We start from the raw sequence: 12,185 nt of genomic DNA, 5'->3' as shown, positions 1-12,185 counted from the left end.
CAAGCCCTGACCTCACGGTCGGGGCTTTTTTGTATCTTGAGGGTGTATCAGCCCTATGCGCCTCGCTTCAAAACGCCTATCACACAGACACCAACCGACACTTTTCCACATTTCTGACTACCTAATAGGTCGTATAAGGCTTGGATCGCTATGCTGAGTACTGGCTGACGTGGGTTTTATCCATGCTGGATAGGCGTAAACACCTGATCGTACCGATGTCGTTATGCGTATTAAAACGAAATTAGGAGGGACGTTTATGGTGACGCTATTTTATGACAGTTTGTGCCCGTTATGCGTCAAGGAAATGCGCAAGCTGTCACGTTGGGATAAAAACCAACAGCTCATACTGGAAGATATCCATCACCCCGATTTTGCAGCACGTTTCCCCGATGTGGATCCCAAAGCCGCTAATCGCATTTTGCACGCCAAAGATAGTCAAGGACAGATGGTGTATGGTTTAGACGCAACCTATGCTGCATGGCACGCGGTAGGCAAGGGGTATTGGGTGAGTTGGTTACGCTGGCCCGTGATCGCTTGGTTTGCGGACAAAGCTTATTTGTTTTTTGCCCGCCACCGGTATCGGATCTCTGCATTATTAACCGGGCAGGCGCGTTGCCAACAGTGCCAACTGAAATAAGGAAGGTTATGTCTTTGAGTGTGTTTGGCCATGATGACATCATGAGCATGGAAAAGCGTTATCGCGCAGCGTTTATCAATAGTTTGTCAGGCTTTAAGTCAGCAAACTTATTGGGTACCTGCGACGCTGAACGACAAACGAACTTGTGTATGGTTAGCTCTGCTTTCCACTTGGGCGCGAATCCGGCGTTAATGGGAGTGATTATCCGACCTGACACCGTGGTGCGGGACTCTCTTGAAAACATTCGTCAGTTAGGTGTGTATACACTCAACCATGTGAGTGAGGCGATGCTCACTGCCGCGCATCAGACATCTGCACGCTATCCTCACGACGTCTCAGAATTTGATCAAGTGGGTCTGACGCCATTATGGCGAGAGCGCTTCAATGCCCCTTACGTGCAAGAAGCTGCGGTGCGCTTGGGGTTAGTGTTGAGAGAAGAGCATACGCTGGCAATTAATGGTACACATTTACTAATCGGAGAAATCTGTGAGGTTCATGTGCCCGAATCGTGTGTCAAAGATGATGGCTACGTAGATATTGAACAAGCAGGCAGCGTTGCGGTTAGCGGTTTAGATAGCTACCACCGTACCGCACGCATTGGTCGGCTTAGCTACGCCAAACCGGATTGTTTCCCCGAGTGGCTTGATTAGCGGGTACGCGCCATGTAGTGGGCATCGACAAACTCGCCATTGCGGAACGCAAACTGTTTGGCGGTGCCTTCAATTTCAAAGCCAAATTTTTGATAGAGGTGGATCGCAGCCGCGTTATCCGTATAAACGGTTAGCTCTATCCGTGATACGTTCAGCCAGTTTTCGGCTAAATCGATCGCTTTTTCCATGAGCGCACTGCCTATGCCGCGGCCTTGATAGGCATCATGAACGCCCATGCCAATATCTGCAACGTGGCGACGGCGAGGATTTGCGGCAATGACGAAGCCGAGATTACCGACCACTTTACCTTCCAGCTCGGCAACCAATGGGTATACGCCATCTGGTACGTTATTAAGCCGTTTTTCCCACATGGCGAGGCTTGGCATCGGCAGTTGTAAGGTGCCTGCTTGCGCCTTGGGTTGCGCATAGATATCGCGTATCGCCGGAATGTCGTCGGCGTGGTATTGACGAATAATCAGAGACATAACACATCCTTGTGGTGAGCTTTACTCTCTAATAAGCCATAGAAGCAAACGCAAATCAACAGCTTATATTAATTAAGTCACTGATTATTCAATCTAAATGCAGATCAAGCGGGGTTTTACTCGCTCGCCCGCCAATTTCCCGGGTCAGTCGGGGGACCAAATAGCCGGAAAGCTGGCCGATAATGTCTTGCATTAAGGCGCGCGCTTTATCGTCTGAGACTAAAAAGTGAGCGGCGCCTTGGACTTTATCCAATACATGCAGGTAGTAAGGCAAAACGCCAGCCTCAAACAGCCGTTGGCTCAGTGCCACCAACGCATCCGCACTGTCATTTACGCCTTTGAGAAGCACGCTTTGGTTAAGCAGCGTGATGCCTGCTTGTCGCAGCATGTGGAGTTTGTGGCTTAATTCTGCATTAATCTCATTGGCGTGGTTGATGTGGGTGACGAGTACCACTTGTAAACGTGACCGCGATAAGCGCTCGGTAAACGCAGAGGTGACACGAGCGGGGATCACCACAGGTAGCCGTGAATGAATGCGTAGCCGCTTAACATGCGTTATGTCTTCTATAGCGCTGATGAGCCAATCGAGCTCCTCATCTTTGGCCATCAGCGGGTCGCCACCGGATAAAATCACTTCATCAATCTCTCGATGGGCGGCGATATAGTCCAGCGCCCCTTTCCATACGCGTTTACTGCCTTTGTTATCTTGATAAGGGAAATGGCGGCGGAAGCAATAACGGCAATTGATTGCACAGCCTCCTTTAACGATCAGTAAGACACGGTTGTGGTACTTGTGTAACAACCCAGGAATCGCATTGTCTTGCTCTTCCAGTGGGTCAGCGCTGAACCCGTCAACGTCATTAAACTCGTCGGCAATAGGGAGGACTTGCTTTAGCAGTGGATCATCAGGGTTTCCTTTTTCCATCCTAGCCACAAAACTGCGTGGCACACGTTGGGCAAAAAGGCGACGAGCACTAAATCCTGCCTCCCAGTCGGATGGTGAAATTTCAAGCAGTTGCAGCAGTTCCTTGGGATCTGTGATCCCCTCTGCGAGTTCTTTGATCCAGTTTCGCTCAACAGCAGGCTGGATTCGGGTTATGATGTGCGACATTTGTGAAAACTCGAAGATGTTAAGAGGATCAAGATGGCGTCTTTCAGCACCAATGAATTCCGCGGCGGATTGAAAATTATGCTCGATAACGAGCCGTGTGTCATTACCGAAAATGAGTTCGTGAAGCCGGGTAAAGGCCAAGCCTTCAACCGGGTTAAAATCCGTAAGCTGATTTCCGGTAAGGTTCTAGAGAAAACATTCAAATCAGGTGACAGCGTTGAAGCTGCCGATGTGATCGATGTGGAAATGGACTACCTCTACACAGATGGTGAGTTCTATCACTTCATGAACAACGAAACCTTTGAGCAAATCGCTGCCAACGAGAGTGCAGTGGGTGATAACGTCAAATGGTTAGTTGAAAACAACACCTGTACACTCACGTTGTGGAATGGTGACCCAATCGTGGTTACCCCACCTAACTTCGTCGAACTTGAAGTGACTGAAACCGATCCGGGCCTAAAAGGGGATACCCAAGGTACTGGCGGTAAACCCGCGACACTGATCACAGGGGCCGTTGTTCGTGTGCCTTTGTTTATTCAAATCGGTGAAGTCATCAAAGTGGATACGCGCTCGGGTGAGTACGTGAGCCGCGTAAAATAATTGGCATTTCGAGTGTCCGATAAAAAAGCCCTGACCGAAATGGCTCAGGGCTTTTTTGTGTGCTTAGGCGCTATACGATCAGGACGAGTAGCGCGGCAGCGACGCTGACGGCAAAGGCGATGGCATAGCAAACCACTTTCCCTGCCAGCCCCACGTGCAGTTTAAGATCATGTAAACCATGATGGATGCGGTGCATGGCATGCCACATCGGTAAGGCAAGGGTCGCCAATATCAGCAACTTACCTAACCAGTGCTCCGCGAACATCATCACACGTTCGTAACTTAGGGCGGATGGGTCGATGATCCCAAGTGGGATTAAAACACCCAAAATCAAGACAGTAATTGGCGTGAACATGGCAAACCATGTACCGCCTGCACCAAACAAGCTCCACCATACCGGCTCATCGGAGCGCTTAGGTTTTAAATCAATCATAACGCCTCCTAAATGAGCACCAAGGCCAGCAACGAAATTACTGCAACGGCTCCCCATTGCGCCCCAATCACCCACTTGCCGTCGAGCAGTTTGCCTTTAATGCGAATCGGCATGACCTGCGGCATCATGCTAAAAAATGTCGTGGCATGAAACAGGCTTGCCGCTAGGGCGACCACGTTTAATAGGATCACCACAGGGTGGGCCATATAACCCAGCCAGCCTTGCCACGCTTGAGGGCCTTGTACGAGACAAATCAAACCCGCAGTGAGGCTCAGTGTGAAAAAGACCAAGGGCAGTACTGTGGCCTCGCGCACCATATAAAAGCGATAAAACGGATGATGCAGCCACCAAGTACGAGGCATGGGCCGCACATAAGGTTTACGGTTACTCATCCTGTTATCTCCTTGCCTTCTTTATTGGGGTTAAACATGGCGATCACCATATCTTGGGTAGAGGCAACCTTGCCTTGGTTGACCGCGCCCGCCGGGTCGACACCTTTCGGGCAGACTTTTGAGCAGTAGCCCACAAAGGTACATCCCCATGCCCCGTTATCGCTGTTTATCAGTGGCATACGCTCATGTTGTCCCCCATCTCGGCTATCGAGGTTATAGCGATGGGCGAGGGTTAGTGCGGCTGGGCCGAGGAAGTCTGGGTTGAGGCCAAACTGCGGGCAAGCGGCGTAACATAAACCACAGTTAATGCAGGCGGCAAATTGCTTATAGCGCGCCATCTGCTCAGGGGTTTGTGTGTTAGGACCATCTTCAGGACGACGGTCGTTGCCGAGAATATAAGGTTTGATCGCTTCCAAGCGCTCAATAAATGGCGTCATGTCGACAATCAAATCTTTTTCGATAGCAAAGTTTGCTAGCGGCTCAATCAGTACGCCGTTCGGGTAATCGCGTAAAAAAGCCTTACACGCGAGTTTAGGCACGCCATTGACCATCATGCCGCACGAGCCGCAAATGGCCATGCGACATGACCAGCGATAAGCCAATGACTTGTCGAGGTTGTCTTTGATATAGCTCAGCGCATCAAGCACTGAGAAGGTATCGTCACCGGGGACGACAAACTCCTGCGCGTAAGGTGCATCATCTTTTGCAGGATCGTAGCGAAGGATAGAAACTCTATAGGTAGCTTGCGTCATTGTGCTTGCTCCTCTTGTTGTCCCTCACTGGCCGCTTGAGCCTGCTCCGCAGCATCACCATACAAGCGGTCTTTCGGTTGAGACTTGGTGATCTTCACGTCACTGTAATCAATCCGTGGGCCACCCTCGGGTTGGTAAAATGCCAAGGTGTGCTTGAGGTAGTTGTCATCATCACGGGTTGTGCATCCATCATCAAGGCGTTGATGGGCGCCACGAGACTCGCGTCGCTGAATGGCAGAATGCGCCATGGCTTCGGCCACTTCGAGCCCGTAACCTACTTCGATGGCATACAACAAGTCGGTGTTAAACACACTGCCTTGATCTTGGATGCTGATCTGTTGATAGCGAGCTTTCAGTTCGGCGATTTTATCAATCGTGGCTTGCATCAGATCTTCGCGACGATAAATGCCGCAGCCGGCTTCCATGGTGTCCCCCAGCTCTTTGCGAATATCTGCCCAGTTTTCTTCGCCTTGATGACTCAAGAGCTTATCGATGCGCGCTTTAACGTCTTGGATCTGGGCATCGATTGCCGCTTGATTCCACTCCGTAAACTCACGCGTACGTTGTGCGGCACCTTCTCCGGCGAGTCGACCAAATACGGCCAGCTCAGCCAGTGAATTCGATCCTAAGCGATTGGCTCCGTGCAGGCCGACGGAGGAGCATTCGCCCACCGCAAAGAGTCCTTTTACCCGAGTTTCGGTCTGAGCATTGGTTTCTATGCCCCCCATGGTGTAGTGGACGGTCGGACGAATTGGAATAGGCTCTTTGGCCGGATCGACGTTGACGTACGCTTTGGCTAATTCACAGATAAACGGCAACCGTTCTTGTAAGAAGTCTTCACCTAAGTGGCGCAAATCAAGATGCACCACATCACCCAATGGATGCTTGATGGTGTTCCCTTTTTGTTGCTCGTGCCAAAAGGCTTGTGAGACTTTATCGCGCGGCCCCAACTCCATGTATTTGTTTTTTGGCTCGCCCACGGGTGTCTCTGGGCCAAGGCCATAATCTTGCAAATAGCGATAACCATTTTTGTTGACAATAATTCCCCCTTCACCGCGACAGCCTTCGGTCATCAAGATGCCAGTGCCGGGCAAGCCTGTGGGGTGATACTGTACAAACTCCATATCACGTAATGGAATACCGTGGCGGTAAGCCATCGCCATGCCATCACCGGTGACGATGCCGCCATTGGTGTTACAGCTGTACACCCGGCCAGCACCGCCGGTGGCAAGCACCACAGATTTGGCTTTGATGCAGACCAGTTCACCTTCTGCCATATGCAGGGCAATGAGGCCTTGGATTTGGCCATCATCCACGATTAAGTCAACCACGAAGTATTCATCTAACCGCTGAATTTGTGGGTATTTAATCGAGGTTTGAAATAAGGTGTGAAGCATATGGAAGCCGGTTTTATCGGCAGCAAACCATGTACGCTCGACTTTCATGCCGCCAAAACGGCGAACATTGATGCTGCCATCGTCTTTACGGCTCCAAGGGCAACCCCATTGCTCTAATTGGATCATCTCTTCGGTGCAGTGCTTGACGAAGTAATCCACAACGTCCTGCTCGCATAGCCAGTCACCGCCGCTAACGGTGTCATTAAAATGGTTGTCTAGGCTGTCTTCATCCTTGATGACGGCAGCCGACCCACCCTCTGCAGCCACAGTGTGTGAGCGCATCGGGTAGACCTTGGACACCAGGGCAATATTGAGAGACGGATCCGCCTCAGCGGCCGCAATGGCGGTACGCAGTCCAGCGCCACCGGCGCCAATAACTGCAATATCTGTGGTGATGGTCTGCACGTTCATCCTCCAGTGTAGGGAAAGCCAGTGCTTGGCTTGTTTATTGTTCTGCCGACATGGTAGGCAATCCTCTCCAAGTAAAAATTGATTCAGTTGGGGAATTGCAGCGATTTTGCGGGCATGGGGGTTAAATTGCATAAAACTGTGAGGTGGGTCGTTAAGTGTCTGCGAGCCATGAAAAAACAGCGTTTGCTTACAAACAGAATGCGCACAGTGCCACGTTTATGTCGTGCTTCATCTTGGCGTGCTGGTTGTTATTCGCCAGCGTGACGCTAGACTGACGCCATTCGCGTAATGAGAGACTGATATCATGACTCAAGCCTGTTCATGGCAGCCAACGGCCTCAATGACACAGTTGAAAAAACGATCGGCCATTATTGCCCGCATTCGTCAATTTTTTGCTGAGCGTGCGGTATGGGAAGTCGATACCCCAGCGTTGAGCCAAGCGGCGGTGACGGATGTGCACCTGCACAGTTTTTCCACCTCACTGGTCGGCCCGGGCTTTGCTAAGGGGCTGCCTTTGTATTTGATGACCAGCCCAGAATTTCATATGAAGCGATTACTGGCGGCGGGTAGCGGCGCCATTTATCAAGTCAGTAAGGCGTTTCGTAATGAAGAGGCGGGGCGTTATCACAATCCAGAATTTACCATGCTCGAGTGGTATCGACCGGATTTTGATCATCACCAGTTGATGGATGAAATGGATGCGCTGTTGCAAGCGGTACTCAGGTGCCAAGGTGCGACGCGAATGAGCTATCAAGCGGCTTTTCAATCATGCACTGGACTTTGTCCATTGCGCGCGGATATTGACCAGTTGCGAGCCCTTGCAGCCACCCAAGGGCTTGCCGATATTACTCAGGCTGAAACCGACAAAGACACCTTATTGCAACTGCTTTTCTCGGTGATGGTTGAGCCGAATATTGGTCAGCAGGCGCCGGCTTTTGTTTACGACTTTCCGGCATCTCAAGCCGCGTTAGCCAAAATCAGTGAGGCGGATCCACGTGTTGCACACCGCTTTGAGGTGTATTTTCAAGGTATTGAACTCGCCAATGGGTTCTATGAACTTCAAGATGCGCAGGAGCAGCGCCGCCGCTTTGAGGCGGACAATGCGATGCGAGTAGCAAGAAGTTTGCGCCCGCAACCTATCGATCAACACTTGCTCGCCGCCTTGGAAGCGGGGCTGCCGGATTGTGCTGGGGTCGCGCTAGGGATCGATCGCCTTGTGATGCTCGCGCTCGGTTGTGATCACATTGATGCGGTGACCGCGTTTCCTGTCTCACGCGCGTAGCGCCATAAGAAAAACGCCACCTCGCGGTGGCGTTTGAAAGGAAAGGGCACTCACCTAGACTTTAAATTTTGACAGGTCTTGGTGCATGTCACGTGCTGCTTGCGCCATACTTTCGCCTTGGTCCCCGGTTGCACTTGCTTGTTGGTGGATCTCGTAGGAGAGATCTTTCACCGCTTGGGTGTTCCGGTTGATATCGTCAGTCACCGCACGTTGCTCTTCTGCGGCGCTGGCAATTTGGATCGCCATTTCAGAAATCGTACTGATTGCTGTGGTGATCTGATTGAGTCGCTCGCTGGCCGCTTCTGCCCGCTCAACACTCGATGTCGCCATATTATTACTTTGCATCATGTCATCCACCGCACGTTGGGTGGTGTGCTGCAAGGTCTCAATCATGTTGCGAATTTCTTCGGTTGAGTCATGGGTGCGCTGGCTGAGCACTCGTACTTCATCGGCCACAACAGCAAACCCACGCCCTTGTTCACCCGCGCGTGCTGCTTCGATGGCGGCGTTCAATGCCAACAAGTTGGTCTGTTCCGCTACACCTTGAATGGTCGCAATGATTTGGTTGATGCTCTGAGCATTTTCATCCAATTCACGAATGACATTGGTGGCACGCTCCACTTGATCGGCCAATTGGGTGATCGCATTTCGATTATCGCTCACCACACTTAACCCTTCTTGGCACGATTGTTCGGCTTGTTGGGCGGAGGTAGCGGTGTCTTCAGCGTGACTGGCCACTTCATTGGCGGTTGCGGACATCTCATGGATAGCCGTGGCAATCTGGTCAACATCATTTTGCTGCTTATCGACCAATTGGCTTGATTGCAGGGCATGCGTGCGACACTCTTCTGCGCTTTGAGACAGCGTCATGCTCTGATTGACCGCTTTACCGACCATTTGCTGAAGTTGAGCGAGAAAGGCGTTCATGTATTCGGCCAGTTCACCAATTTCGTCCTGACGAACAATATTAATGCGTTGGGTCAGATCGCCTTCACCCGCGGAGAGGGTATGGACGGCGCCGGTTAACTCGCTTAATGGCTTCAGGAGCTGTTTGATTAAGGCACCAGCAATAAAAGCGATCACGATAAAGAGGATCACGGAGGCGACCACCACAAAGGTGATTTGCTCCGATACGGAGGCATAGGCGTCGCTCTTATCTTCGACAATCCCCAAGGTCCAATCGGTATTCGGCACGTCAATGGCTGCGAGCAACTTGTCTTCACCATTTAAATCAAAGGCTACCAGCTTGCCCTGACGACTGGCACTGTCTATAAACGCTGGCGTCAGTTCCGCATCGAGCTCGGTGAGAGGCTGTCGACTGAGTTCGGTATCACGGTAAGCGACAATACTGTTGCTGCCATCGACTAAAAACGCAAAACCATTGCTGAGCTTAAGGTTTAGGACCTGATCGACAATGTCGGTGACGGTCACGTCAGCGGCAATCACCCCTTGATAGCGGCCATTAAAGGATTTCGCTAAGCTGACCACGAGACTGCCATCAAAGTCTTGATAAGGCTCGGTAATAATCAGCTCGCTGCTCTGATTGGCGTTCTTATACCAAGGGCGAGTGCGAGGATCGTAATCTGCAGGCCAATCTTCGCTTTTGTCGCCATATGCGATACGACCATCACTGAACCCTGCATAGACAGACAAAAAGTGTCCGGCGCGCTTGGTTACGAGCAACTCACGGTCAACATTGGGTTGATTGGCAATCAAGGATTCATTGGCCAACAACATATCCGCACGGGTGCTTAGCCAGCTATCGATGAACTGTGCGGTGGCATCGCCGACGTCTTGCATCTGTTTAGTGATGCTGCTGGTGGTCTCGTTTTGTAATTGTCTGACTGAAATGGTGGCAAGCACCGCACTGACCAAGGCCACGATCAAGGCGATGGCCACAATGATTTTCAGTTTTATGGTTGGTTTGGGCATAGACACATTTCCACATCTAAGAGATTAGATTGATTGTAAACGTGTCGTTTGCAGTAAAATCCGATCAGTTATGCAATTTGTGTCAGTGCGCAGTGAAAAGAGGCAGAGAGGTGTGGGATTTGTGATCTTACTGCCAGTGGATGGAGGAGGCAGCCTACGTGGATAGGCTGCCGGTTGGACTAGACTTTGAATTTGGACAAGTCACCATGCATTTCTTGTGCGGCGTTGGCCATATATTCCCCTTGCTCACCGGTATCAGTCGATTTTTGATGGATCTCCAGTGACAAATCACGCACGGCTTGGGTATTTCGGTTGATGTCTTCGGTGACGGCCCGCTGTTCCTCTGCCGCACTGGCAATTTGTGCTGCCATTTCGGAAATGTCCCCAATCGCACGGGTGATCTCGTTCAGTTTGTCACTGGCTGACGCAGCCCGTTCGACACTGGAGGTCGCCATTTCGTTACTTTGTGTCATACCATCTACCGCACGCTGTGTTGTACTTTGCAGCGTTTCAATCATATTGCGGATCTCTTCGGTGGAGTCATGGGTACGCTGACTCAGCACGCGCACCTCATCGGCGACGACCGCAAAGCCTCGCCCTTGTTCACCGGCACGGGCGGCCTCAATCGCGGCGTTCAAGGCCAACAAGTTGGTTTGCTCGGCGATATCTTGAATGGTTGAGATAATTTGGTTGATGCTTTGTGAGTTGGTGTCTAGTTCGCGAATCACGTTGGTGGCTTGATCCACGTGTTCAGCCAACTGGGTGATCGCCTTACGGTTATCTTCCACCACGGAGAGCCCATCACGGCAGGCACTTTCTGCATCTTGCGCGGAGCGTGCCGTCAGCTCGGCATTGCTGGCGACTTCATTGGCGGTAGTGGACATTTCGTGAATGGCGGTGGCAATTTGATCCACATCGCCTTGCTGCTGACCGACTAAGCCGCTTGATTGGTGTGCCAGTTCTCGACATTGCTCAGCACGCTCTGAAAGCGCCACACTTTGCGAGACGCTACGACCAATCATGGATTGCAGTTGTTCCAGAAACGCGTTGACATGGCCAGCCAGTTCACCAATCTCATCATGACGCACAATATCGAGGCGTTGAGTGAGGTCACCGCTCCCTTTCGACAGTGAGCTGACCGCGTGCGTTAATTGGGTTAGCGGCGCCAACATGCGATGGATAAGCGCACCGGCAATCAGGGCAATGATGACAAACAGAATCACAGACGTGATGAGGGTCGAAATAATTTGTTCAGACACGGATGCAAAGGCGAGCTCCCTGTCTTGCACCACCCCTAAACTCCAGTTAGCCCCTTCGACATGAGTGACGGCGACCAGCTTTTCGCGACCATCACCATCAAAATCGATGGTCTGTAGTGAATCACTACTGCGCGCCTGTTGGATAAAAGCAGGCGTGAGTTCATCATCGACTTGGGTGAGGGGTTTATTACTGAGCGCGGTGTCACGGTAGGCTACAACGTTATTGTTGCTGTCTACGAGAAACGCGAAACCGTTATTCGGCATTTTGACGTTGAGCACTTCTTCAACAATGGCATTGACCGATAGATCGGCCGCTATCACACCTTGGTAACGGTCGTTAAAAGCTTTGGCAAAGCTAATGACCATTCCTGCGCCATTGGCGTCTACATAGGGTGGCGTGATGATTAAGCCGTCCGCTGCGCTTGCTTGCTTATACCATGGGCGAGTCCGAGGGTCGTAGTTAGCCGGCCAGGTTTCGGTTTTATCCCCGAATGCGACCGAACCGTCAGAAAAACCTGCGTAGACGGTCAGGAAGTTGCCCTGCCGTTTGGTCAAGAGCAGTTCGCGATCCACATTGGATTGGCTGGCAATGAGTGGCACATTGGCTAGAAGCATTTTACTGCGAATATCCAGCCACTCGTCAATAAAGTTACTGGTGGATAAGGCGATGTCGCGCATTTGAGCAGTGACACTTTGTTGTGTCTCGTCTTTCAGCTGGGTCACGGAGAACCACGCTTGAACCGCGCTAACTAAAGCCACGACCAAAGCAACAGCAAGCAATATTTTGGTCTTAATGGTGAATTTCATGAAACGTCCCTCGTACTACCACGTTTACGACTCTTTT

12 protein-coding genes are annotated in these 12,185 nt (G+C 51.3%); 4 read left to right on the top strand and 8 right to left on the bottom strand.

Features of this window, described 5'->3' with window-relative positions; genetic code table 11:
* Positions 1-256: 256 nt before the first annotated feature.
* Together BZJ19_RS04260 and BZJ19_RS04255 are read left to right on the top strand one after the other, a co-directional pair.
* Positions 257-637: a thiol-disulfide oxidoreductase DCC family protein gene (locus tag BZJ19_RS04260; RefSeq protein ID WP_077674704.1), complete on the top strand. Its 381-nt coding sequence runs from the start codon at positions 257-259 to the stop codon at positions 635-637.
* An 8-nt stretch (positions 638-645) separates the two neighbouring features.
* Positions 646-1,287 (top strand): flavin reductase family protein, encoded by a 642-nt coding sequence (locus BZJ19_RS04255; RefSeq protein WP_077674703.1) that lies wholly within the window; start codon positions 646-648, stop codon positions 1,285-1,287.
* On the opposite strand, the gene BZJ19_RS04250 is transcribed toward BZJ19_RS04255, so the two are convergent.
* Positions 1,284-1,772: a GNAT family N-acetyltransferase gene (locus BZJ19_RS04250; RefSeq protein WP_077458296.1), complete on the bottom strand. Its 489-nt coding sequence runs from the start codon at positions 1,770-1,772 to the stop codon at positions 1,284-1,286. The two genes, BZJ19_RS04255 and BZJ19_RS04250, sit on opposite strands and share 4 nt — an antisense overlap.
* An 88-nt stretch (positions 1,773-1,860) precedes the next feature.
* Positions 1,861-2,883, bottom strand: a complete 1,023-nt coding sequence (gene epmB, locus BZJ19_RS04245; RefSeq protein WP_077674702.1) for an EF-P beta-lysylation protein EpmB — start codon at positions 2,881-2,883, stop codon at positions 1,861-1,863.
* A gap of 33 nt (positions 2,884-2,916) precedes the next feature.
* Between epmB and efp the strand changes: the two genes are divergently transcribed.
* The gene (gene efp, locus BZJ19_RS04240) at positions 2,917-3,483 is read left to right on the top strand and encodes an elongation factor P (RefSeq protein WP_069586864.1); all 567 of its coding nucleotides are present in this window, start codon (positions 2,917-2,919) and stop codon (positions 3,481-3,483) included.
* Between the two features lie 70 nt (positions 3,484-3,553).
* Here the strand turns inward: efp and frdD are convergent, their stop codons facing one another.
* Genes frdD through frdA form a run of 4 tightly spaced genes read right to left on the bottom strand, consistent with a single transcriptional unit; the run spans position 3,554 to position 6,862 of the window.
* Positions 3,554-3,916: a fumarate reductase subunit FrdD gene (gene frdD / locus BZJ19_RS04235; RefSeq protein ID WP_077674701.1), complete on the bottom strand. Its 363-nt coding sequence runs from the start codon at positions 3,914-3,916 to the stop codon at positions 3,554-3,556.
* Between the two features lie 8 nt (positions 3,917-3,924).
* Positions 3,925-4,308 carry a fumarate reductase subunit FrdC gene (frdC, locus tag BZJ19_RS04230; RefSeq protein WP_077674700.1) on the bottom strand — a complete coding sequence of 128 codons (384 nt, stop codon included), beginning with the start codon at positions 4,306-4,308 and terminating at the stop codon, positions 3,925-3,927.
* Positions 4,305-5,060, bottom strand: coding sequence for a succinate dehydrogenase/fumarate reductase iron-sulfur subunit (locus BZJ19_RS04225; protein ID WP_077674699.1), 756 nt, complete (start codon positions 5,058-5,060; stop codon positions 4,305-4,307). The genes frdC and BZJ19_RS04225 overlap by 4 nt, the downstream gene beginning before the upstream one ends.
* Positions 5,057-6,862 (bottom strand): fumarate reductase (quinol) flavoprotein subunit, encoded by a 1,806-nt coding sequence (gene frdA, locus BZJ19_RS04220; RefSeq protein WP_077674712.1) that lies wholly within the window; start codon positions 6,860-6,862, stop codon positions 5,057-5,059. Before frdA ends, BZJ19_RS04225 begins: the two co-directional genes overlap by 4 nt.
* A 310-nt stretch (positions 6,863-7,172) precedes the next feature.
* Between frdA and epmA the strand changes: the two genes are divergently transcribed.
* Entirely contained in the window at positions 7,173-8,150 is a 978-nt protein-coding gene (epmA, locus tag BZJ19_RS04215; RefSeq protein ID WP_077674698.1) for an elongation factor P--(R)-beta-lysine ligase, read from the top strand.
* 54 nt (positions 8,151-8,204) lie between these two features.
* On the opposite strand, the gene BZJ19_RS04210 is transcribed toward epmA, so the two are convergent.
* On the bottom strand, positions 8,205-10,082 hold the full coding sequence (locus BZJ19_RS04210; protein ID WP_077674697.1) for a methyl-accepting chemotaxis protein: 1,878 nt from the start codon (positions 10,080-10,082) through the stop codon (positions 8,205-8,207).
* 179 nt (positions 10,083-10,261) lie between these two features.
* Positions 10,262-12,148: a methyl-accepting chemotaxis protein gene (locus tag BZJ19_RS04205; protein ID WP_077674696.1), complete on the bottom strand. Its 1,887-nt coding sequence runs from the start codon at positions 12,146-12,148 to the stop codon at positions 10,262-10,264.
* Positions 12,149-12,185 lie beyond the last annotated feature (37 nt).

Origin of the sequence: Salinivibrio proteolyticus (assembly GCF_001996165.1) — a bacterium.
Classification (GTDB): Bacteria; Pseudomonadota; Gammaproteobacteria; order Enterobacterales; family Vibrionaceae; genus Salinivibrio; species Salinivibrio proteolyticus.
The sequence above is the reverse complement of the archived record's forward strand: the minus strand, read 5'-3'. Positions and strand labels throughout refer to the sequence as shown.